The organism is Streptomyces sp. NPDC059989, from assembly GCF_042736975.1.
Taxonomy (GTDB): domain Bacteria; phylum Actinomycetota; class Actinomycetes; order Streptomycetales; family Streptomycetaceae; genus Streptomyces.
In genome coordinates this window covers 58,540-80,038 of the sequence record NZ_JBHWUO010000022.1, presented here as the reverse complement: position 1 = coordinate 80,038, position 21,499 = coordinate 58,540, and the positions used below count along the sequence as shown (strand labels likewise).

Sequence of the window (21,499 nt, the reverse complement as noted above, 5' to 3'; positions counted from 1 at the left end):
CGGCTTGGGGGCGCTCTCCAGAAGGGGGCGCCCCCGGGCCGCAGCCAGGCCGAGCGCAGTGCTTGCATATCTCATCCGACGGTTCTTCGCCGTCATCGTCATGCTGTTGGTCATCTCGCTGGTGACCTTCGGAATCTTCTTCCTCTTCCCGAAGCTGATCGGGACGGATCCGGCGCTGTACTTCGTCGGGAAGCAGTCCGACCCCGCCGCGATCGAGGGCATCCGGCAGAAGATGGGTCTCGACGACCCGATCCTCGTCCAGTTCGGCAAGTTCGTCGTCGGTCTGGTGGCGGGTCGCAACTACGCCAACGGCTCCGACGTCACGCAATGCGCCGCGCCCTGCTTCGGCTATTCCTTCAAGACCGAGCAGGAGGTCTGGCCGCTGCTGCTCGACTGGCTCCCGGTCACCCTCTCGCTCGCCGCGGGCGCCGTCGTGCTCTGGGTCATCGGCGGTGTCGCCACCGGCGTCATCTCCGCCCTCAAGCGCGGTACGGTCCTCGACCGTTCGGCGATGGGCGTCGCCCTCGCCGGCGTCTCGCTCCCCATCTACTTCACGGGCATGCTCTTCATCGCCTTCTTCTCCGACCAGCTCGGCTGGTTCGGGCGGCCGGAGGCGACCTTCGCCGACGACCCGGGCAAGTGGTTCAACGGCATGATCCTGCCGTGGGTCTCGCTCGCCTTCCTCTACGCGGCGATGTACGCGCGGCTCACCCGCGCGACCATGCTCGAAGTCCTCAACGAGGACTACATCCGCACGGCCCGCGCCAAGGGCCTGACGGAACCGGTCGTCATCGGCAAGCACGCGATGCGCTCGACGATGACGCCGATCCTGACCGTGCTGGGCCTGGACCTCGGCGCCCTGATGGGCGGCGCGGTGCTGACCGAGTCCACCTTCTCGCTGCACGGCCTCGGCTACAGCGCGGTCCGCGCCATCAGCGACCACGACCTGCCGGTCATCCTGGGCATCACCCTGATCTCGGCCTTCTTCGTCGTCGCCGCGAACCTCATCGTTGACCTCATGTACGCGGTGATCGACCCCCGAGTGAGGCTGTCATGACCGATCTCACCAAGACCGGCACGACGGGAGCTCTCAACGAGCCCGTCGACGGTACGGAGCCCTCCACGGCCTTCCTGGAGGTCCGCGACCTCAAGGTGCACTTCCCGACCGAGGACGGACTGGTCAAGTCGGTCGACGGGCTCTCCTTCACGCTGGAGAAGGGCAAGACCCTCGGCATCGTGGGCGAGTCCGGCTCCGGCAAGTCGGTGACCTCGCTGGGCATCATGGGCCTGCACCGCGTCGGCCAGTACGGGCGCCAGCGGGCCAGGATCTCCGGCGAGATCTGGCTGAACGGCAAGGAGCTGCTCTCCGCCGACGAGGACGAGGTGCGCAGGCTGCGCGGCCGGGAGATCGCGATGATCTTCCAGGACCCGCTGTCCGCGATGCACCCGTACTTCACCGTCGGCAAGCAGATCGCCGAGGCCTACCGGGTCCACAACAAGGTCGACAAGAAGGCCGCGCGCACGCGGGCGATCGAGCTCCTCGACCGCGTCGGGATCCCCGAGCCGCACAAGCGGGTCGACAGCTACCCGCACGAGTTCTCCGGCGGCATGCGCCAGCGCGCGATGATCGCGATGGCGCTGGTCAACAACCCCGAACTGCTCATCGCGGACGAGCCGACGACCGCCCTGGACGTCACCGTCCAGGCCCAGATCCTCGACCTGATCCGGGACCTCCAGCAGGAGTTCGGCTCCGCCGTCATCATGATCACGCACGACCTCGGCGTCGTCGCCGAGATGGCCGACGAACTCCTCGTGATGTACGGCGGCCGGTGCGTCGAGCGGGGCACCGCCGAGAAGGTCTTCTACGAGCCCCGGCACCCCTACACCTGGGGCCTGCTGGGCTCGATGCCGCGCATCGACCGCGACCAGACCGAGCGCCTCATCCCGGTCAAGGGCTCGCCGCCCAGCCTCATCAACATCCCCAGCGGCTGTGCGTTCAACCCGCGGTGCCCGTACGCCGACGTACCCAAGGGCAATGTGACCCGTACGGTACGGCCGGAGCTCACGGAGGACGGCAGCCGCCACTGGTCCGCCTGCCACATGTCGCAGGAGGAGCGGACCCGGATCTGGACCGAAGAGATTGCGCCGAAGCTGTGACCGACACGCCTGAGACCAAGAAGACGGAAGCGGCCGTCATCCCCGCGCAGGCCACGGACTCCCCGGAGCCCGACCTGCTGCTCAAGGTGACGGGCCTGACGAAGCACTTCCCGATCACCAAGGGGCTGCTGCGGCGCCAGGCGGGCGCGGTCAAGGCCGTCGACGGCATCGACTTCGACGTCCGGCGCGGCGAGACCCTCGGCATCGTCGGCGAGTCCGGCTGCGGGAAGTCGACCATGGGCCGGCTGATCACGCGGCTCCTCGAACCGACGGGCGGAACCGTCGAGTTCGAGGGCAAGGACATCACGCACCTCGGCGTCGCCGGGATGCGGCCGATGCGCCGCGACATCCAGATGATCTTCCAGGACCCGTACGGCTCGCTGAACCCGCGCCACACGGTCGGCACGATCGTCAGCGCGCCGTTCAAACTGCAGGGCGTGGAGCCGGAAGGCGGCCTCAAGGCGGAGGTCCAGCGTCTCCTCTCCCTGGTGGGCCTCAACCCGGAGCACTACAACCGCTACCCGCACGAGTTCTCGGGCGGCCAGCGCCAGCGCATCGGCATCGCGCGGGCCCTGGCGCTGAAGCCGAAGCTGGTGGTGGCCGACGAGCCCGTCTCGGCCCTGGACGTCTCCATCCAGGCCCAGGTCGTCAACCTGCTGGACGACCTCCAAGAGGAGCTCGGCCTCACGTACGTGATCATCGCGCACGACCTGTCGGTCATCCGGCACGTGTCGGACCGCATCGCGGTGATGTACCTCGGCAAGATCGTCGAGCTGGCCGACAACAAGTCGCTGTACACGGCGCCGATGCACCCGTACACGACGGCCCTGATGTCGGCCGTGCCGGTCCCGGACCCGCGCCGGCGCGGCGCCAAGAGCGGCCGCATCCTGCTCAAGGGCGACGTGCCGTCCCCGATCTCGCCGCCCAGCGGCTGCCGGTTCCACACGCGGTGCTGGAAGGCGACGCAGGTCTGCACGACACAGGAACCGCCGCTGCTGGCGCTCAAGACGGGCCACCAGGTGGCCTGCCACCACCCGGAGAACGCCCCCGACCAAGCCCCGGGCGACACGCCCCTGCCGGGCGCGGCGGACGCGGTGGCCACGGTTTCGGAGTAGCGGCCGAAACGCCGACGGGGCCGGGCCTGCCGCACAACGGCACGAGGCCGGGCCCCGTCGGCACATCCAGCCCCAGCCGGCGCAACTCCAGCCTCGTCGGGGGCAACTTCAGCCTCGCCGGCGTTTGAGGCGCGGGGGTCCGGGGCGGAGCCCCAGGGGCCGGGCGCAGCCCGGTCCTCCGGCGAAGCCGCGCCCGACGCGGCCCGGCACGGCCCCGACGTCGGGCGGGCCCGCCACCGGGGGCGACAATGAGCCGGTGCTCCACGATCTCTTCCCGCCCGGGATCCAGCATGCCCTGGACCTCGCCGGCATCTTCGTCTTCGCCACCGCAGGCGCCCTCCTCGCCGTCCGCAAGAACTTCGACGTCTTCGGCATCGTCGTCCTCGCCCTCGTCACGGCCCTCGGCGGCGGCCTCTTCCGCGACCTCGTCATCGGCGCGGTCCCGCCCGCCGCCTTCGGCGAGCTCAGCTTCTTCGTCACGCCGCTGATCGCCGCCGCGCTCGTCTTCTTCCTGCACCCCGAGGTCCAGCGCATCAACCGCGCGATCAACGTCTTCGACGCGGCCGGCCTCGGCCTGTTCTGCGTGACGGGCACGACCAAGGCGTACGAGTACGGCCTCGGCCTCACCGCCTCCGCCGCGCTCGGCCTGGCCACCGCCGTCGGCGGCGGCGTCCTGCGCGACGTGCTGGTCAACGAGGTGCCGTCCCTCCTCCGCGACCGCGAGATGTACGCCGTCCCCGCCGCCGTCGGCGCGTCGATGGTCGCCGTGTTCATCAGCCTCGACGCCCTCAACGCCATCACCACCGGCCTCGCGATCGTCACCACCTTCGTGCTGCGCCTGCTCGCCATGCGCTACCACTGGCGGGCTCCGCTGGCCTGGAACCGACGCTCATCGGTGGCCGAAGAGCCGTAAAAAAAGCTACCGCTTAGTAGCAAGCGGGTGTACCGTCGTTTACATGTCACACGCAGCTGCCCAGGCATCCATCGGCGACAGCGAGTTCGACCGCGACACCACCATCACCGCGCGCGCGGGCGAGCCCGGGGTGTACGACGCGGAACTCTCCGCAGGGTGGACGATCATCACCGCCGTCAACGGCGGCTACCTGCTGGCCCTGGTCGGCAGGGCCCTGTCGGCGGCCCTGCCGCACCCGGATCCCTTCTCGGTGTCGGCCCACTACCTGACCTCCTCGGTGCCCGGCCCCGCCGTGATCCGCACGCAGGTCGCCCGCGTCGGCCGCACCCTCTCCACCGGCCAGGCCTCGCTGTTCCAGTACGACGAGAGCGGCGCCGAGGTCGAGCGCATCCGCGTCCTCGCCTCGTTCGGCGACCTCTCCTCGCTCCCGGACGACGTCCGCACCACGGCCCTGCCGCCCGTCATGCCCGCCTACGAGGACTGTCTCGGCCCCGAGGCCGGCCCGGCGCCGATCCCCGGCAGCTCCGCGATCGTCGACCGGCTCCGGCTGCGACTGGACCCCGCGACCGCGGGCTGGGCCGTCGGCGCACCCTCGGGCAAGGGCGAGATGCGGGCCTGGTTCGAGCTGGCGGACGGCCGCGATGCCGACCCGCTCTCCATGCTCCTCGCGGTGGACGCCCTCCCGCCGACCTCTTTCGACCTCGGCCTGCTGGGCTGGACCCCGACGGTGGAACTCACCACCCACATCCGCCGCCGCCCCGCCCCGGGCCCCCTCCGCATCTCGATCACCACCCGCAACCTGGCCGGCGGCTTCCTGGAGGAGGACGCCGAAGTCTGGGACGCGGCCAACCACCTGGTAGCCCAGTCCCGCCAACTGGCGCGGGCTCCGCGTGCGGCTTCCTGACGCGCCAGGCATTTCCAGCCTCGCCGGCGTTTGAGGCGCGGGGTCTGGGGTGGAGCCCCAGGGGCCCGGGCGGAGCCCGGGTCCGGGTCCGGGCGCAGCCCGGGTGGGGGTCCCCCCGGACGAAGTCTGGGGGAGGCGGAAGGGCGGGTAGGGGACCAGCCCCGCAGGGCCCGCCCCAGCCCGCCGCCCGGCCTCCGCACCCCCGAGGAACGGAAGGGCGTCGGACGGCCCCCGCGGGGCCTCGTAGAATCGGGGGATCATGGCCTACCTCGACCACGCCGCCACCACCCCGATGCTCCCGGAGGCCGCCGCGGCGATGACCGCGCAGTTCGCCGCCACGGGAAACGCATCCTCCCTCCACGCCGCCGGCCGCCGCGCCCGCCGTACCGTCGAGGAGGCCCGAGAGGCCTTCGCCGAGGCGATCGGGGCCCGCCCGAGCGAGGTGGTCTTCACCGCCGGCGGCACGGAGGCCGACAACCTCGCCGTGAAGGGCCTCTACTGGGCCCGCCGCGACGCCGACCCCGCCGGCACCCGCACCGGCACCCGCACCCGCGTCCTCGCCAGCCCCGTCGAGCACCACGCCGTCCTCGACGCGGTCCACTGGCTCGCCGAGCACGAGGGTGCCCAGGTCGAGTACCTGCCCGTGGACCGGTACGGCCGCGTGCACCCCGAAGCCTTCCGCGAGGCCGTCGAGCGCAACCCCGACGACATCGCGCTCGCCACCGTCATGTGGGCCAACAACGAGATCGGCACCGTCATGCCGGTCCGCGAGCTGGCCGCCATCGCCGCCGAGCACGGGATCCCGCTGCACTCCGACGCCGTCCAGGCCTTCGGCCAGCTCGACGTCGGCTTCGCCGACAGCGGCCTCGCCGCCATGACGGTCAGCGGCCACAAGGTCGGCGGCCCGTACGGCATCGGCGCCCTGCTGCTGGGCCGCGACCAGAGCCCCGTACCCGTCCTGCACGGCGGCGGCCAGGAGCGGCACGTCCGCTCCGGAACCCTCGACGTCCCGGCCATCGCCGCCTTCGCCGTGGCCGCCACCCTCGCCGCCGAGCGGCGCGAGCGGTTCGCCACCGAGATCGGCGCGCTGCGCGACGAGCTGGTCGCGGCCGTCCGCGCGGTCGTGCCCGACGCCGTCCTCGGGGGAGACCCCGTCGACCGGCTCCCGGCCAACGCCCACTTCAGCTTCCCCGGCTGCGAGGGCGACTCCCTGCTCCTCCTGCTCGACGCCCAGGGCATCGAGTGCTCCACCGGCTCCGCCTGCACGGCCGGCGTGGCCCAGCCGAGCCACGTCCTGCTGGCCGTCGGCACCGACCCGAAGCTGGCCCGCGGCACACTCCGCTTCTCCCTCGGCCACACCTCCACCAAGGAGGACGTCGCGGCCCTGGCCGCGGCCATCGGCCCCGCGGTGGAACGGGCCCGCACGGCAGGCCTCAGCTAGCGGCGGCCCGAGCCTCGCCGACCAGGCGGATGTACCGGTCCCAGTCCCAGTGGCGGCCGGGATCCGTGTGGTCGGCGCCCGGCACCTCCGAATGCCCGAGGATGTGCTTGCGGTCCACGGGTATGCCGTACCTCCGGCAGACGTCCGCGGCCAACCGGGCCGACGCCTCGTACATCGCGTCCGTGAAGTCCCGCGGCCGGTCCACGAAGCCCACGTGCTCGATGCCGACGCTGCGCTCGTTCATCGAGCGGTTGCCCGAGTGGAAGGCCACATCCAGCTCGCGCACCATCTGCTCTATGTGGCCGTCCTGGCGGACTATGTAGTGCGCCGACGCCTTGTGCCAGGGGTTCCTGAAGGCGTCCACCGAGGACTCGAAGCCGCCCTGCGTCACATGGATCACGATCCGGTCCACCCGGTAGTCGTCCGGCCGGTCCGCCAGCCGCCAGTTCGCCGGCGAGGCCGCCGTCCAGCTCGCGCCCGCGTGGTCGAGGTCGCCCTCCTTACGAGGCTTGGCCACCCCCGGCACCAGCCACCAGGCCCGGCGGATCTCGTCCCGGCCGGCGATCGCCGCCACCGTGAAGATCCCGAGCCCGCCGAAGAGCACGGCCCTGCGGGTCTTCCCCGGCCTGCCCGCCGGTTTCCCTCCCGCCGGCTTCTTCGCCTTGTTCCCCTTGGTCACCATGTGATCCACCCCCCACAGCCGATAACGCGCTGTGACCCCGCGCGGTTCCCCGTACTCTGGACGGTGCTATGACTGAGAACCTGCCGCGCACCGCCCGCCCCCTCCGCGTCCTGGCCGCCATGTCCGGCGGCGTGGACTCCGCCGTCGCCGCCGCCCGCGCGGTCGAAGCCGGGCACGACGTGACCGGCGTCCACCTCGCGCTCTCCGCGAACCCGCAGTCCTTCCGGACCGGCGCCCGCGGCTGCTGCACCATCGAGGACTCCCGCGACGCCCGCCGCGCCGCCGACGTCATCGGCATCCCCTTCTACGTCTGGGACCTCGCCGAGCGCTTCCGCGAGGACGTGGTCGAGGACTTCATCTCCGAGTACGAGGCCGGGCGCACCCCGAACCCCTGCCTGCGCTGCAACGAGAAGATCAAGTTCGCGGCGCTGCTCGACAAGGCCCTCGCCCTCGGCTTCGACGCCGTCTGCACCGGCCACTACGCCACCGTCGTCCTGAACGAGGACGGCACCCGCGAGCTGCACCGCGCCTCGGACATGGCCAAGGACCAGTCGTACGTCCTCGGCGTCCTCGACGAGAAGCAGCTCGCCCACGCCCTCTTCCCGCTGGGCGACACCCTCACCACCAAGGACGAGATCCGCGCCGAGGCCGAGGAGCGCGGCCTGGCCGTGGCGAAGAAGCCCGACAGCCACGACATCTGCTTCATCGCCGACGGCGACACCCAGGGCTTCCTCGCGAACCGCCTGGGCAAGGCCGAGGGCGACATCGTCGACGAGGCGACCGGCGAGAAGGTCGGCACCCACGAGGGCGCCTTCGGCTTTACCATCGGCCAGCGCAAGGGCCTGCGCATCGGCCACCCCGCCGCCGACGGCAAGCCGCGCTACGTCCTCGACATCTCCCCGGTGAACAACACCGTCACCGTCGGCCCCGTCGAGGCCCTCGACGTGACCGCCCTCACCGCGATCCGCCCCCGCTGGTGCGGCTCCACCGCGGCCGCCCCGGGCACCTACACCGCCCAGCTGCGCGCCCACGGCGGCGAGACCGAGGTCTTCGCCGAGCTGGTCGACGGCGAGCTGCGCGTCTCCTTCACCGAGCCGGTGCGCGGCGTGGCCCCCGGCCAGGCGATCGTGCTCTACGACGGCACCCGCGTGGTCGGCTCCGCCACCATCGCGACGACCACCCGGGCCGCGGCCGCCGCCGTGTAGCAAGGGTCAGGCCACCGTCAGGACGATCTTGCCGGTGGTGCGGCCCCGCTCGCCGATCTCGTGGGCCTTCGCGGCCTGCGCCAGCGGCAGCACCGTGTCGATCAGCGGCTTCAGCAGGCCCTGGTCGGCCAGGGCCGCGATCTCCCGCAGGCCGCCGAGGTCCGGTTCCACGAGGACCCAGGCGGCGTGCACGCCCGCCGTGTCGGCCGGGATGCCGTCCGGGCCCGGCAGGGTCACCAGGTGTCCGCCGGGCCCCAGCACCTTCAGCGAGCGCCGCGTGTAGTCCCCGCCGATCGCGTCGATCACGACATCCACGTCGGCGACCGCCTCCTCGAAGTCCGTGGTGCGGTAGTCGATCACCTCGTCCGCGCCGAGGTCGCGCAGCAGGGCGTGCTTGCCCGCGCTCGCGGTGCCGATCACGTACGCGCCGCGGGCCTTGGCGATCTGCACGGCCAGGTGGCCGACCCCGCCGGCCGCCGCGTGCACCAGCACCCGCTGCCCGGCCGACACCCCGGCGGTGTCCACCAAGGCCTGCCAGGCGGTGAGGGCCGCCAGCGGCAGCGCCGCCGCCTGTACGTGGTCGAGCGAGGCGGGCTTGGGGGCGAAGTGCCGCGCGGGGGCCGTCACGTACTCCGCGTACGCACCGGCCTGCTCGGGGAAGCGGGGCATCCCGTAGACCTCGTCGCCCGCCCGGTACAGCGTCACGCCCGGTCCGACGGCCTCCACGGTGCCCGACACGTCCCAGCCGACCATCGGGACCGGCCCCCAGGGGATCAGGGCGCCGCTCTCGCGGGTCTTCCAGTCCACCGGGTTCACCCCGGCCGCGTGGACCCGTACCAGGATCTCGCCCATGCCGGGCTCCGGACGGTCCAGCTCGGTCTCGGTCAGTACCTCGGGCCCGCCCCACTGGCTGACGACGATGGCGCGCATGGTGTTTCTCCTCAGATCGGTGCTGCTGTTCCGGAAACCAGCTTCGGCGCCTGGGGGAGGCCATGGTATTGGCCGTACGGCCACCATGTGACAGGATCTGGCCATGCACAGGATCGCCGTACTCGCTCTCGAAGGCGTCCCCCCGTTCGAGCTCGGAATCCCCTCCCGGGTCTTCGGCAACGCCCTCGACGAGGCCGGGAAGCCGCTCTACGAGCTGACCGTCTGCACCGCCGACGGACAGCCCGTGACCAGCGACGCGGGCTTCACGGTCGGTGTCGCGGCAGGCCCCGAAGCCCTCGCCGCGGCCGACACCGTGATCATCACGCCCACGCACTCCATGGACGAGCTCGCGCAGGGCGCGTCCCTGCCGCAGGCGCTGGTGGACGCCCTGGCGGCGATCCGGCCCGGCACCCGCCTGGTCTCCCTGTGCACCGGCTCGTACGTCCTCGCCGCCGCCGGGCTGCTCGACGGCCGGGTCGCCACCACGCACTGGCTGCACGCGCCCGAGTTCCAGCGCGGCTTCCCGCGCGTGCGGCTCGACGAGGAGGTGCTCTTCGTCGACGACGGCGACATCCTCACCTCCGCGGGCGTGGCCGCCGGCGTCGACCTCTGCCTCTACATGATCCGCCAGGACCACGGCACGGCCGTGGCCAACCGCGCCGCCCGGCTGTGCGTGGTCCCGCCGTGGCGCGACGGCGGCCAGGCCCAGTACATCGACCGCCCGGTCCCCGAGCCCACCGTGGCCACGACCACCGCCACCCGCGCGTGGGCCCTGGAACGCCTCGCCGAACCGGTCACCCTCGCCGAGCTCGCCGCCCACGCCCGGATGAGCCTGCGCACCTTCACCCGCCGCTTCCGCGACGAGGTCGGCATGACGCCGGTGCAGTGGCTCACCGTCCAACGCCTCGAAGTGGCCCGCCACTTGCTGGAGTCCAGCGACCTGCCGGTCGACCTGGTCGCCCACCGGGCCGGCTTCGGCTCGGCCAACTCCCTGCGCCAGCACATGCGTTCCGCCCTCGGCATCTCTCCGATCGCCTACCGGCGCACCTTCCAGCCCGCGTCGGCATGACCTCTCGGGTAATCGCCGCCGTGGCCGCCCGCTGACAGGATCGGATCAACGGCCCGGACCGACGGGCCGGCCGACAGGGGAGCAGACCATGACCGCCTATGCCATCGCCCACCTACGCCCCGAGACCATGAACGAGGAGATCTTCGAGTACATCGAGCGGATCCAGTCGACCATGGACCCCTTCGAAGGCCGCTTCCTCGTGCACGGCAAGGAGGTCGAGGTCCTGGAGGGCCCCTTCCCCGGCACCGTCGTCGTGATCGGCTTCCCGGACATCGAGCGCGCCCGCGCCTGGTACGCCTCGCCCGCCTACCAGGCCATCCTCCCGCTGCGCACCGACCACATAGCGGGCGAGGCCGTCCTGGTCGAGGGCGTTCCCGCCGACTACGACGCCGCGAAGAGGGCCGGCCGGCTGCGCGAAGCCGCCGGTCTTTGACCTCTGGGGCGACGGCGCCCGCAGGGGTGCGAGCATGGGCGGTATGGCTACTCACCTGATCACCGGTGCCGGGTCCGGCATCGGCGCCGCCGTTGCCGGCCGGCTGCACGCCCGCGGCGACGACCTCGTCCTTCTCGCCCGTGACGCCGGCCGCGCCAAGCAGCTCGTCGACCGTTACCCCGGCGCGCGGGCGCTCGTGGGCGACCTCGCCGATCCCGACCGGCTGTCGTGGGCCTTCTCCAAGCAGGCCGTCCCCGAGCGCATCGACTCCCTGCTGCACATCGCCGGCATCGTGGACCTCGGACCCGTCGGGGAGCTGCGGCCCAAGACCTGGCACCAGCAGCTCAACGTGAACCTGATCGCCCCCGCCGAGGTCACCCGGCTGCTGCTGCCCACCCTGCGGGCCTCGCACGCGACCGTCGTCTTCGTGAACTCCGGCGCCGGACTCCACGCCCACGCCGACTGGAGCGCCTACGCCGCCTCCAAGCACGGGCTCAAGGCCCTCGCCGACTCCCTGCGGGAGGAGGAGAAGGGCAACGGGATCAGGGTCACCTCCGTGTACCCCGGGCGCACCGCCAGCCCCATGCAGGCCAAGGTGCACTCGCAGGAGGGCAAGGAGTACGACCCCGCCGCCTGGATCGACCCCGAGTCCGTCGCGACGACGATCGTCATGGCCGTCGACCTGCCCCGCGACGCCGAGGTCAACGACCTGAGCGTCAGGCCCGGCCGATGACCGCGAGCGCCACCGGCATCGGCTCGCTGCCCGGCGGCGACGCCCGCGAGGCCGCCAAGACCGTCACCGGTTCCTTCGAGGAGTTCCCCTACCTCGCCGAGCTGCCCGCCCGCGGCCCCGGCGCGGACATGATCGGCCGCTCCCTCGGGCTGCTCGTCGACATGTACGCGCACGTCGAGCCCAGCGGATGGCGGGTGAGCGACCGCCCGGGGCGGGACAGCAAGCGCGCCCGGTCCTGGCTCGGCGAGGACCTCGACGCCCTGGAGGAGTTCACCCAGGGGTACGCCGGCAAGCTCAAGGTCCAGGCCGTCGGGCCGTGGACCCTGGCCGCCGCCCTCGAACTGCACGGCGGCGAGGCCATGCTCCAGGACGCGGGTGCCTGCCGCGACCTGGCCGGATCGCTCGCCGAGGGGCTGCGCGAGCACCTGGCCGACGTACGCAAGCGGATCCCCGGCGCCGAGATCGTGCTCCAGTTCGACGAGCCCTCGCTCACCGCCGTGCTGCTCGGGCGGGTGCGGTCCGCCAGCGGCTACCGGACGTACCGGGCCGTGGACCGGCAGGTCGTCGAGGGGACCCTGCGCGAGCTGTTCGCCGTCCACGACGGCGACGTGATCGTGCACTCCTGCGCGCCCGAGGTTCCCTTCGGCCTGCTGCGCCGGGCCGGCGCCACGGGCGTGTCGTTCGATTTCTCCCTGCTCACCGAGCGCGAGGATGACGCCATCGGGGAGGCCGTCGAAGGCGGGACGAAACTCTTCGCCGGAGTGGTGCCGGGCACCGACGGCCCGTTGTCAGACCCTGCCGGTAGCGTCATGGGTGTCAGGAAGCTTTGGCGCAGGCTGGGGCTGGCCCCGGGGACTCTGGCGGAGTCCGTCGTGGTCACCCCGACGTGCGGTCTGGCGGGCGCTTCACCCGCCTACGCCCGCGCGGTGCAGGCGCATTGCGTCAGGGCGGCGAGGTCGCTCGCCGACAACCCTGAGTGACGGTCGAGACGGGGCACGGGAGGACACGGCATGGCAGCCGAACAGCAGGACACGGCAGTACCGACGGCGGTGCGTGAGCAGCACGCGCTGCTGGCCGAGCAGGTCGAGGAGCACCGCTTCCGGTACTACGTGAACGACCAGCCGGTCGTCAGCGACGCCGAGTTCGACAAGCTGCTGCGCTCGCTGGAGGCGCTGGAGGAGCAGTACCCGGAGCTGCGCACGCCCGACTCGCCCACCCAGAAGGTCGCCGGGGCGTACGAGACGGACTTCGCCTCCGTCGAGCACCGCGAGCGGATGCTCTCCCTCGACAACGCCTTCGACGACGAGGAACTGGCCGCCTGGGCCGAGCGGGTGGCCCGGGACACCGGCACCTCCGACTACCACTACCTGTGCGAGCTGAAGGTGGACGGCCTCGCCGTCAACCTCACCTACGAGAACGGCCGCCTCACCCGCGCCGCCACCCGCGGCGACGGCCGCACCGGCGAGGACATCACGCCCAATGTCCGCACCATCGCCGAGATCCCGGACCGGCTCAAGGGCGACCGGGTCCCGGCCGTCGTCGAGATCCGCGGCGAGGTCTACTTCCCGATGGAGAAGTTCGAGGAGCTCAACGCCCGGCTCGTCGAGGCCGAGGGCAAGCCCTTCGCCAACCCGCGCAACGCCGCCGCCGGTTCGCTGCGCCAGAAGGACCCGAAGGTCACCGCCACCCGGCCGCTGCACATGGTGGTGCACGGCATCGGCGCCCGCGAGGGCTTCGAGATCGAGCACCAGTCGCAGGCGTACGAACTCCTGCGCGAGTGGGGCCTGCCCACGGCCCAGCACAACAAGGTGGTCTCCTCGCTCGCCGAGGTGCGGGAGTTCATCTCCTACTTCGGCGAGAACCGGCACTCCGTGGAGCACGAGATCGACGGCGTGGTCGTCAAGCTCGACGAGATCGCCCTTCAGGGCCGCCTCGGCTCCACCGCCCGCGCCCCGCGCTGGGCCATCGCCTGGAAGTACGCCCCCGAAGAGGTCAACACCAAGCTGATCGACATCAAGGTCGGCGTCGGCCGCACCGGGCGCGTGACCCCGTACGCGCAGGTCGAGCCGGTGACGGTGGCGGGCTCCGAGGTCGAGTTCGCGACCCTGCACAACCAGGAGGTCGTCAAGGCCAAGGGCGTGCTCATCGGGGACACCGTCGTGCTGCGCAAGGCGGGCGACGTCATCCCCGAGATCCTCGGCCCGGTGGTGGACCTGCGGGACGGCAGCGAGCGGGAGTTCGTCATGCCGGCCGTCTGCCCCGAGTGCGGGACGGAGCTGCGCCCGATGAAGGAGGGGGACATCGACGTCCGGTGCCCCAACGGGCAGACCTGTCCGGCCCAGCTGCGCGAGCGGCTCTTCTACCTCGGCGGCCGCCAGAGCCTGGACATCGAGAACTTCGGCATGGTCGCGGCGGCCGCGCTCACCGCCCCGCTGGAGCCGGCGCAGCCGCCGCTGCTCGACGAGGGCGACCTCTTCGGCCTCACCATCGAGCAGCTGCTGCCCATCAAGGCGTACGTCCTGGACCAGGACAGCGGCCTGCCCAAGCGGGATCCGAAGACGGGCGAGGCGAAGATCGTCACGGTCTTCGCCAACCAGAAGGGCGAGCCGAAGAAGAACGCCCTGGCCATGCTGGAGAACATCGCCGCCGCCAAGGACCGCCCGCTCGCCCGCATCATCAACGGCCTGTCGATCCGTCATGTCGGCCCGGTCGCCGCGGAGGCGCTCGCCCGCGAGTTCCGATCGATCGAGCGCATCGAGCAGGCCACGGAGGAGGAGCTGACCGCCACCGACGGCGTGGGCGCCATCATCGCGGCCTCCCTCAAGGAGTGGTTCGCCGTCGACTGGCACCAGGAGATCCTGCGCAAGTGGCGGGAGGCCGGGGTCCGGATGGAGGAGGAAGGTTCCGCCGCGGAGGAGGGGCCGCGCCCGCTGGAGGGGCTGACCGTCGTCGTCACCGGCACTTTGCAGAGCCACACCCGGGACGGGGCGAAGGAGGCACTGCAGAGCCGCGGGGCCAAGGTCACCGGCTCCGTGTCGAAGAAGACCTCCTTCGTCGTGGTCGGCGACAACCCGGGCTCGAAGTACGACAAGGCCGTGCAGCTGAAGCTCTCCATCCTCGACGACGCCGGATTCGACGTCCTGCTGGAGCAGGGCCCGGACGCGGCGCGGGAAGTCGCGCTCCCGGTGGACGGCGACGGCGAAGCGCAGTAGGACACCGGAAGGCAATCGCCTCGGGGGAGTAGCGAAGGCGAACGGATGCGTGGCGTGCGGCCGTACGGGCGGGCGCACGCCAGGCGCGTCGACCGGTGGTAAACGGCCGGTACAAGCCTGGTCGCAGGGCGGTGACCTGTCGGATCATCGGATGGGTGACCGGGGGGTCCTGGTCCAAACTCACCCGTTCGGCGGATACCGTACTGATGAGGATGGCTGGGTCGCATTCGGGCAACCACCGCCGACCGCTGCCCCTGGGAGCCTCCCGCGTCCTACTGTTGAGGGGTGCGCCTGTCGTGCACGGCTGCCGGACGCGATTCCAGCCGTGATGGCATGACGTCAGGGCCATTGCGTGACATCGGCATCGCCGGCTGTGAGAGGGACGGGCATGAAACCCACCGAAAGCGCCGACCCGTCACCTGAATTCGGCGGGGAACTCCCGTCCATGCGGGCGGGCCGGCTCGGTGTCCTGGGGTCCAGGACGCCGGAGACCCGACCGCTCGACGTCGGTACGGGCGGACCCGGGCTGCGCAACGTGCTGGCGCTCGTCATCGTGGGCCTCTCCGTCGTGGTGCTCGCGGCCGGCGTGGTGTCCGCACTGACCGGCCGTCATGCGCTGTTCCCCGGCGGCTCGGTGGGCTGGGCACTGGCCCTGCTCACCGGCATCATCGTCGGCCACCTCGTCGCGCTGGGCCGCGACCGCTGGTGGGGCGGCACCGGATCGGGCGCCGCCCTCACCCTCGGCGTGCTCATCCTCTACGGGTGGGTGCCCGCGGGACTCGTCTCCCTGGCGGTGGTCTCCCTCGTCGGGGCCGCGCGCCGGCACCGCTGGCGGCAGGGGCTCCTGCACGGCTCCGTGGACGTCCTCGGCATCGGCGCGGGAGCCCTGGTACTGGCCGCCTTCGGCGAGGCGCCGTCCGTCGAGACCCCCTGGAAGCCCACCACCTGGGGCCTGGACGCGGTCCCCGAGGTCATCCTCGTCGCCGTCGCCTACCTGCTCGTCACCCGCGTCCTGCTGTGGGTCGCACTGGCCCCGCGCGGCGGCGGGCTGCCCACCGTCGCCCGTACGGCCCTGCTCCGCCAGGCCCTGGTGGCCGTCGCGCTGCTCGGCATCGCCCCGCTGATCTGCGCCGTCGCCGTCACGCAGCCGGTGCTGCTGCCGCTGTTCGCCGTGCCGCTGATCGCCCTGGACTCCACGCTGTGGATCGCCCGGGCGCGCGCCGAGGAACAGCTGCGCGACCCCCTGACCGGACTGCCGAACCGCCAGTGGCTGCTGGAGCGGGCCTGGTCCGCCCTGGACGAGGCTGAACGTTTGGGCACCCGGGCAGCTCTTGTGTTGATCGACCTGGACCGCTTCCGCGCCGTCAACGACACCCTGGGCCACCTGGCGGGCGACCGCCTCCTCCTGCAGATCGCCGAGCGGCTGCGCCAGGCCCTGCCTCCGGACGCCGAGGCGGCCCGGCTCGGCGGCGACGAGTTCGCCGTCCTGCTGCCCGTCGCCGACTCCACCACCAGCGCCCAGCGGATCGCCCGCCACCTGGTCGCGGAGCTCAGCTCCCCGCTCGACCTGGACGGCCTCACGCTCGTCCTGGAGGCCAGCGCCGGGCTCGCCGTCTTCCCCGACCACGCGCTGGACGCGGAGGGGCTGCTGCGGCGGGCCGACGTCGCGATGTACCAGGCCAAGCGCGACCGCACCGGGGTCGAGGTCTACGAGTCCAAGCGGGACAGCAACACCCCCGACCGGCTCGGCCTCCTCGGCGACCTCCGCCGGGCCCTCGACGCGGGCGAGGTGGAACTGCACTACCAGCCGAAGGTCCGCTTCGACGGGCAGGTGGCGGGGCTCGAAGCCCTGGTCCGCTGGGTCCATCCGGAGCGCGGCCGGGTCTCTCCCGACGAGTTCATCGCGATCGCCGAGACCTCCGGGCTGATGCCGCACCTGACGGAGTACGTGCTGGAGACCGCCCTCGCCCAGGTGGCGCGGTGGCGGGCGCAGGGCCTGAAGGTGCCGGTCGCCGTGAACGTCTCACCGCGCGACGTCCACACCCCCGGCTTCGCGGGAGCGGTGGCCGCCCGGCTGGCCCGGCACGGGGTCCCGGCGAGCGGGCTCCAGCTGGAGATAACGGAACACGTGCTGCTGGAGGACCCCCAGCGGGCCGCCGACACCATGGCGGGCCTGACGGGCCACGGAGTGAAGATGTCGCTGGACGACTTCGGCACGGGCTACTCCTCCCTGGTCCACCTGCGGCGGCTGCCGGTCAGCGAGCTGAAGATCGACCGGTCGTTCGTGGGCCGGCTGGCGGTGGACGCGCAGGACGCGGAGATCGTGCGCTGCACGGTGGACCTCGCGCACTCGCTGGGCCTGCTGGTGGTCGCCGAGGGCGTCGAGGACGACGAGACGTGGGAGCGCCTGCGGGACCTGGGCTGCGATGCGGTCCAGGGCTGGCTGGTGGCGGCCGCGATGCCGCCGCAGGAGGCCACGGCCTGGCTGCTGGCCCGCGGCGAGCGGGGTTGGCGCCGCCCGGCGGACATCTCGGCGGAGCTGGCCGCAGCCGAGGCCGACGCCGTCTGACAGGCCCCGGGGGCGCTGCCCGGTCCCGCGGGTGCGGCGGCGCTGCTGGGGCTCCGCCCCAGACCCCGCGCCTCAAACGCCGGCGGGGCTGGATTTGGCCGCTGCACGGCCAGCCCGTGCGGCGGATTGCGCGCAGCGCAATTCCAGCCCCCGCCGGGCGGCATCTGTGAGCGCAGCTCAGCCAAAATCCAGCCCCGCCGGCGTTTGAGGCGCGGGGTGCGGGGCGGAGCCCCGGATCTTTGAGGGGCGCGGGCCCACCCGGCCGCACCGCGATCAAGCCCCGCCGGCGTTTGAGGCGCGGGGTCGGGCGGAGCCCGGGAGGCGCCGCGCAGCGGGCTCGAGCGGGGCCCGTACAGCGGCTCCCGGCAGGGCGGCGGCAAACCGATGCGTGGTGAGCGGGCCCGGCCCCATAGGATTGGGGCCGATACCCGTACACCCACCCCAGAGGATCGCTGCATGCCTGGCATCACGCGCGAGGAGGTCGCCCACCTCGCTCGGCTGGCACGTCTGGAACTCAAGGCCGAAGAGCTGGACCACTTCGCCGGACAGCTCGACGACATCATCGGCGCGGTCGCCCGCGTATCCGAGGTCGCCGACCAAGACGTACCGCCGACCTCCCACCCGCTGCCCCTGACGAACGTCATGCGCGCGGACGAGGTCCGTCCTTCGCTCACCCCCGAGCAGGCGCTCTCCGGCGCTCCCGCCCAGGAGCAGCAGCGTTTCAAGGTGCCGCAGATCCTGGGGGAGGACTAACAACATGACCGACACGCACAGCATCATCCGCCTCACGGCCGCCCAGACCGCCGAGAAGATCGCCTCCGGCGAGCTCACGGCCGTCGAGGTCACCGAGGCCCACCTGGCCCGCATCGACGCGACCGACGAGAAGGTCCACGCCTTCCTGCACGTCGACCGCGAAGGCGCGCTCGCCCAGGCGGCAGCCGTCGACGCCAAGCGCGAGCGCGGCGAGAAGCTCGGCCCGCTGGCCGGCGTCCCGCTCGCCCTCAAGGACATCTTCACCACCATCGGGGTCCCGACCACCGTCGGCTCGAAGATCCTCGAAGGCTGGATCCCGCCCTACGACGCCACCCTGACGCGCAAGCTCAAGGAAGCCGACGTCGTCATCCTCGGCAAGACCAACATGGACGAGTTCGCCATGGGGTCCTCCACCGAGAACAGCGCCTACGGCCCCACCGGCAACCCCTGGGACCTCACCCGGATCCCCGGCGGCTCCGGCGGCGGCTCCGCGGCCGCGCTGGCCGCCTTCCAGGCCCCGCTCGCCATCGGCACGGACACCGGCGGCTCCATCCGCCAGCCCGCCGCCGTCACCGGCACGGTCGGCGTCAAGCCCACCTACGGCGGCGTCTCCCGCTACGGCATGGTCGCGTTCTCGTCCTCCCTCGACCAGGGCGGCCCCTGCGCCCGTACGGTCCTGGACGCCGCGCTCCTGCACGAGGTCATCGCCGGCCACGACCCGATGGACTCCACCTCCATCGACGCCCCGGTCCCGCCGGTCGTCGAGGCCGCCCGCAACGGCTCCGTCGCCGGCATGCGCGTCGGCGTGGTCAAGCAGTTCGCCGGCGAGGGCTACCAGGCCGGCGTCGTCCAGCGCTTCAACGAGTCCGTCGAGCTCCTCAAGGAGCTGGGCGCCGAGATCGTCGAGCTGGACTGCCCGTCCTTCGACCTCGCGATGGCCGCGTACTACCTGATCGCGCCGTCCGAGTGCTCCTCGAACCTGGCCCGCTTCGACGCCATGCGCTACGGCCTGCGCGTCGGCGACGACGGCACCAAGTCCGCCGAGGACGTCACCGCCCTGACCCGCGAAGCCGGCTTCGGCGACGAGGTCAAGCGCCGCGTCATCCTCGGTACGTACGCGCTCAGCTCCGGCTACTACGACGCGTACTACGGCTCCGCCCAGAAGGTCCGCACGCTCATCTCGCAGGACTTCGAGAAGTCCTTCGAGCAGGTCGACGTGATCGTCTCCCCGACGACCCCGACCACCGCCTTCCCGATCGGTGAGCGCACCGACGACCCGCTGGCGATGTACCTCGCGGACCTGTGCACCATCCCGACCAACCTGGCCGGCAACTCCGCCATGTCGCTGCCCTGCGGCCTGGCACCCGAGGACGGGCTCCCGGTCGGGCTGCAGATCATCGCCCCGGCGATGAAGGACGACCGGCTGTACAAGGTCGGCGCGGCCGTCGAGGCCGCCTTCGTCGCGCGCTGGGGTCACCCGCTGCTTGAGGAGGCACCGTCGCTGTGAGCACCGCACTGTCCAAGGCCAAGGGCTTCAAGAAGTCCAAGTCCGGCACCTACCTGTCGATCGGCACCACCGCCTTCGGCGCGATCAGCGTGATCAAGCAGGTCAAGAAGGCCCGCGTCGAGCACGACACGCTGAAGCTGGTCGACGCCGTCGTGTCCGCCGCCGCCATCGTCACCGGCCTCGCGATCCTGTACCGCGAGCTGAAGCGCCTGGGCGACGACGACGTCCTGCTGGGCTGAGAGGGAAAAGTTTCACCGTGAGCACCTACACCGAACTGATGTCGTACGAGGACGCTCTCGCCTCGTACGACCCCGTCATGGGCCTTGAGGTCCATGTCGAGCTCGGCACCAAGACCAAGATGTTCTGCGGCTGTTCCACCGAGCTGGGCGCCGAGCCCAACTCGCAGACCTGCCCGACCTGCCTCGGTCTGCCCGGCTCCCTGCCGGTCGTCAACGCGATCGGCGTCGAGTCCGCCATCAAGATCGGCCTCGCGCTGAACTGCGAGATCGCCGAGTGGTGCCGCTTCGCCCGGAAGAACTACTTCTATCCGGACATGCCGAAGAACTTCCAGACCTCCCAGTACGACGAGCCCATCGCCTTCAACGGCTTCCTCGACGTGCAGCTGGAGGACGGCGAGATCTTCCGCGTGGAGATCGAGCGCGCCCACATGGAGGAGGACACCGGCAAGTCGCTGCACGTCGGCGGCGCCACCGGCCGCATCCACGGCGCGTCCCACTCCCTGCTGGACTACAACCGCGCCGGCATCCCGCTCATCGAGATCGTCACCAAGCCGATCGAGGGCGCGGGCGAGCGGGCCCCCGAGGTCGCCAAGGCGTACGTCGCCGAGCTGCGCGAGGTCATCAAGGCGCTCGGCGTCTCCGAGGCCCGCATGGACAAGGGCCAGATGCGCTGCGACGTGAACCTGTCGCTGCGCCCGACCCCGGAGTCCGAGTTCGGCACCCGCAGCGAGACGAAGAACGTCAACTCGCTGCGCTCCGTCGAGCGCGCGGCCCGATTCGAGATCCAGCGCCACGCGGCGGTGCTCTCGTCGGGCGGGACGATCGTGCAGGAGACCCGGCACTTCCACGAGGAGGACGGCTCCACCACGGCCGGCCGCATCAAGGACAACGCCGAGGACTACCGGTACTTCCCGGAGCCCGACCTGGTCCCCGTCGCCCCGGCCCGCGACTGGGTCGAGGAGCTGCGCGGCGGCCTGCCCGAGATGCCGCGCGTGCGCCGCAACCGGCTCCGCGAGGAGTGGGGCGTCACCGAGCACGACATGCAGTCGATCCTCAACGCGGGCGCGGTGGACTCCATCGTCGCCACGATCGAGGCCGGTGCCGACTCGACCGCCGCGCGCAAGTGGTGGATGGGCGAGCTGGCCCGCAACGCCAACGAGCAGGGCGTCGTCGTCGACGAGCTGCCGATCACCCCGGCCCAGGTGGCCCGGGTGGCGGCCCTGGTCGCCGACGGCTCGCTCAACGACAAGCTGGCCCGCAAGGTCCTCGAAGGCGTCCTCGCCGGCGAGGGCACCCCGGACGAGGTCGTCGAGAAGCGGGGCCTGAAGGTCGTCTCGGACGAGGGCGCGCTCGGCGCGGCCGTGGACGAGGCCATCGCGGGCAACGCGGCCATCGCCGACAAGATCCGCGGCGGCAAGATCGCCGCCGTCGGCGCCCTGGTCGGCGCGGTCATGAAGACCACCCGCGGCCAGGCCGACGCGGCCCGCGTCAAGGAGCTCATCCTGGAGCGCCTGGGCGTCTCCGAGGGCTGAGCGAGCACAACGCCCGGCGGGGGGGCGCGCCCGGACGGCGGACCGCGGGGGGGCCCCCCCCGGTGAGAGCCCCCGGCCGCGGGGGGGGGCGGGGGGGGGGGGTGC

General features: G+C 72.0%; 19 protein-coding genes. 17 read left to right on the top strand and 2 right to left on the bottom strand.

What is annotated here, in order from left to right; translation table 11 throughout:
* Positions 1–58 precede the first annotated feature (58 nt).
* The 6 genes from ACFWBN_RS21030 (at position 59) to ACFWBN_RS21005 (ending at position 6,530) form a co-directional block, all read left to right on the top strand.
* A complete protein-coding gene (locus ACFWBN_RS21030; protein ID WP_385178397.1) occupies positions 59–1,057 on the top strand; it encodes an ABC transporter permease in 999 nt (332 codons plus the stop codon).
* Positions 1,054–2,157 carry an ABC transporter ATP-binding protein gene (locus tag ACFWBN_RS21025; RefSeq protein WP_385178396.1) on the top strand — a complete coding sequence of 368 codons (1,104 nt, stop codon included), beginning with the start codon at positions 1,054–1,056 and terminating at the stop codon, positions 2,155–2,157. The genes ACFWBN_RS21030 and ACFWBN_RS21025 overlap by 4 nt, the downstream gene beginning before the upstream one ends.
* Positions 2,154–3,272, top strand: a complete 1,119-nt coding sequence (locus ACFWBN_RS21020; protein WP_385178395.1) for an ABC transporter ATP-binding protein — start codon at positions 2,154–2,156, stop codon at positions 3,270–3,272. The genes ACFWBN_RS21025 and ACFWBN_RS21020 overlap by 4 nt, the downstream gene beginning before the upstream one ends.
* Positions 3,273–3,528: 256 nt before the next feature.
* Complete coding sequence (locus ACFWBN_RS21015) at positions 3,529–4,185, top strand: trimeric intracellular cation channel family protein (protein ID WP_385178394.1); 657 nt, start codon at positions 3,529–3,531, stop codon at positions 4,183–4,185.
* A 43-nt stretch (positions 4,186–4,228) separates the two neighbouring features.
* Complete coding sequence (locus ACFWBN_RS21010) at positions 4,229–5,089, top strand: thioesterase family protein (protein ID WP_385178393.1); 861 nt, start codon at positions 4,229–4,231, stop codon at positions 5,087–5,089.
* 259 nt (positions 5,090–5,348) lie between these two features.
* A complete protein-coding gene (locus tag ACFWBN_RS21005; protein ID WP_385178392.1) occupies positions 5,349–6,530 on the top strand; it encodes a cysteine desulfurase family protein in 1,182 nt (393 codons plus the stop codon).
* On the opposite strand, the gene ACFWBN_RS21000 is transcribed toward ACFWBN_RS21005, so the two are convergent.
* Positions 6,523–7,212 carry an N-acetylmuramoyl-L-alanine amidase gene (locus ACFWBN_RS21000; RefSeq protein WP_385178391.1) on the bottom strand — a complete coding sequence of 230 codons (690 nt, stop codon included), beginning with the start codon at positions 7,210–7,212 and terminating at the stop codon, positions 6,523–6,525. The two genes, ACFWBN_RS21005 and ACFWBN_RS21000, sit on opposite strands and share 8 nt — an antisense overlap.
* Before the next feature lie 68 nt (positions 7,213–7,280).
* On the opposite strand from ACFWBN_RS21000, the gene mnmA reads away from it, so the two are divergent.
* The gene (mnmA, locus tag ACFWBN_RS20995) at positions 7,281–8,417 is read left to right on the top strand and encodes a tRNA 2-thiouridine(34) synthase MnmA (RefSeq protein WP_385178390.1); all 1,137 of its coding nucleotides are present in this window, start codon (positions 7,281–7,283) and stop codon (positions 8,415–8,417) included.
* A gap of 6 nt (positions 8,418–8,423) precedes the next feature.
* Here the strand turns inward: mnmA and ACFWBN_RS20990 are convergent, their stop codons facing one another.
* Positions 8,424–9,347, bottom strand: a complete 924-nt coding sequence (locus ACFWBN_RS20990; protein WP_385178389.1) for an NADP-dependent oxidoreductase — start codon at positions 9,345–9,347, stop codon at positions 8,424–8,426.
* Between the two features lie 103 nt (positions 9,348–9,450).
* Here ACFWBN_RS20990 and ACFWBN_RS20985 point away from each other — a divergent pair, with 103 nt between their 5' ends.
* From ACFWBN_RS20985 to gatB, 10 genes are all read left to right on the top strand, one after another.
* Positions 9,451–10,416, top strand: a complete 966-nt coding sequence (locus tag ACFWBN_RS20985; RefSeq protein WP_385178388.1) for a GlxA family transcriptional regulator — start codon at positions 9,451–9,453, stop codon at positions 10,414–10,416.
* A gap of 88 nt (positions 10,417–10,504) precedes the next feature.
* Positions 10,505–10,849: a DUF1330 domain-containing protein gene (locus ACFWBN_RS20980; protein WP_385178387.1), complete on the top strand. Its 345-nt coding sequence runs from the start codon at positions 10,505–10,507 to the stop codon at positions 10,847–10,849.
* A gap of 43 nt (positions 10,850–10,892) precedes the next feature.
* Positions 10,893–11,582, top strand: coding sequence for an SDR family oxidoreductase (locus ACFWBN_RS20975; protein ID WP_385178386.1), 690 nt, complete (start codon positions 10,893–10,895; stop codon positions 11,580–11,582).
* Positions 11,579–12,562 (top strand): methionine synthase, encoded by a 984-nt coding sequence (locus ACFWBN_RS20970; protein ID WP_385178385.1) that lies wholly within the window; start codon positions 11,579–11,581, stop codon positions 12,560–12,562. The genes ACFWBN_RS20975 and ACFWBN_RS20970 overlap by 4 nt, the downstream gene beginning before the upstream one ends.
* A gap of 30 nt (positions 12,563–12,592) precedes the next feature.
* The gene (ligA, locus tag ACFWBN_RS20965; RefSeq protein ID WP_385178384.1) at positions 12,593–14,794 is read left to right on the top strand and encodes an NAD-dependent DNA ligase LigA; all 2,202 of its coding nucleotides are present in this window, start codon (positions 12,593–12,595) and stop codon (positions 14,792–14,794) included.
* A gap of 388 nt (positions 14,795–15,182) precedes the next feature.
* Positions 15,183–17,363 carry a putative bifunctional diguanylate cyclase/phosphodiesterase gene (locus ACFWBN_RS20960; protein ID WP_385178383.1) on the top strand — a complete coding sequence of 727 codons (2,181 nt, stop codon included), beginning with the start codon at positions 15,183–15,185 and terminating at the stop codon, positions 17,361–17,363.
* Positions 17,364–17,819: 456 nt separating this feature from the next.
* Positions 17,820–18,116: an Asp-tRNA(Asn)/Glu-tRNA(Gln) amidotransferase subunit GatC gene (gatC, locus tag ACFWBN_RS20955; RefSeq protein ID WP_010984178.1), complete on the top strand. Its 297-nt coding sequence runs from the start codon at positions 17,820–17,822 to the stop codon at positions 18,114–18,116.
* 4 nt (positions 18,117–18,120) lie between these two features.
* Positions 18,121–19,623, top strand: coding sequence for an Asp-tRNA(Asn)/Glu-tRNA(Gln) amidotransferase subunit GatA (gatA, locus tag ACFWBN_RS20950; protein WP_385178382.1), 1,503 nt, complete (start codon positions 18,121–18,123; stop codon positions 19,621–19,623).
* Positions 19,620–19,862, top strand: a complete 243-nt coding sequence (locus ACFWBN_RS20945; RefSeq protein WP_385178381.1) for a hypothetical protein — start codon at positions 19,620–19,622, stop codon at positions 19,860–19,862. The genes gatA and ACFWBN_RS20945 overlap by 4 nt, the downstream gene beginning before the upstream one ends.
* A gap of 38 nt (positions 19,863–19,900) precedes the next feature.
* Positions 19,901–21,394 carry an Asp-tRNA(Asn)/Glu-tRNA(Gln) amidotransferase subunit GatB gene (gene gatB / locus ACFWBN_RS20940; protein ID WP_385178448.1) on the top strand — a complete coding sequence of 498 codons (1,494 nt, stop codon included), beginning with the start codon at positions 19,901–19,903 and terminating at the stop codon, positions 21,392–21,394.
* The last annotated feature ends 105 nt before the right edge of the window (positions 21,395–21,499 follow it).

Excerpts from the sequence above, each read along its gene's own strand:
- ACFWBN_RS20980 (WP_385178387.1), top strand. The coding sequence starts at position 10,505 with ATGACCGCCTATGCCATCGCCCACCTACGCCCCGAGACCATGAACGAG.
- mnmA (WP_385178390.1), top strand. The coding sequence starts at position 7,281 with ATGACTGAGAACCTGCCGCGCACCGCCCGCCCCCTCCGCGTCCTGGCC.
- ligA (WP_385178384.1), top strand. The coding sequence starts at position 12,593 with ATGGCAGCCGAACAGCAGGACACGGCAGTACCGACGGCGGTGCGTGAG.
- gatC (WP_010984178.1), top strand. The coding sequence starts at position 17,820 with ATGCCTGGCATCACGCGCGAGGAGGTCGCCCACCTCGCTCGGCTGGCA.
- ACFWBN_RS21000 (WP_385178391.1), bottom strand. The coding sequence starts at position 7,212 with ATGGTGACCAAGGGGAACAAGGCGAAGAAGCCGGCGGGAGGGAAACCG.
- ACFWBN_RS21005 (WP_385178392.1), top strand. The coding sequence starts at position 5,349 with ATGGCCTACCTCGACCACGCCGCCACCACCCCGATGCTCCCGGAGGCC.
- ACFWBN_RS20985 (WP_385178388.1), top strand. The coding sequence starts at position 9,451 with ATGCACAGGATCGCCGTACTCGCTCTCGAAGGCGTCCCCCCGTTCGAG.
- ACFWBN_RS20960 (WP_385178383.1), top strand. The coding sequence starts at position 15,183 with ATGAAACCCACCGAAAGCGCCGACCCGTCACCTGAATTCGGCGGGGAA.
- gatA (WP_385178382.1), top strand. The coding sequence starts at position 18,121 with ATGACCGACACGCACAGCATCATCCGCCTCACGGCCGCCCAGACCGCC.
- ACFWBN_RS21010 (WP_385178393.1), top strand. The coding sequence starts at position 4,229 with ATGTCACACGCAGCTGCCCAGGCATCCATCGGCGACAGCGAGTTCGAC.
- ACFWBN_RS20970 (WP_385178385.1), top strand. The coding sequence starts at position 11,579 with ATGACCGCGAGCGCCACCGGCATCGGCTCGCTGCCCGGCGGCGACGCC.
- ACFWBN_RS20990 (WP_385178389.1), bottom strand. The coding sequence starts at position 9,347 with ATGCGCGCCATCGTCGTCAGCCAGTGGGGCGGGCCCGAGGTACTGACC.
- gatB (WP_385178448.1), top strand. The coding sequence starts at position 19,901 with ATGTCGTACGAGGACGCTCTCGCCTCGTACGACCCCGTCATGGGCCTT.
- ACFWBN_RS20975 (WP_385178386.1), top strand. The coding sequence starts at position 10,893 with ATGGCTACTCACCTGATCACCGGTGCCGGGTCCGGCATCGGCGCCGCC.
- ACFWBN_RS21025 (WP_385178396.1), top strand. The coding sequence starts at position 1,054 with ATGACCGATCTCACCAAGACCGGCACGACGGGAGCTCTCAACGAGCCC.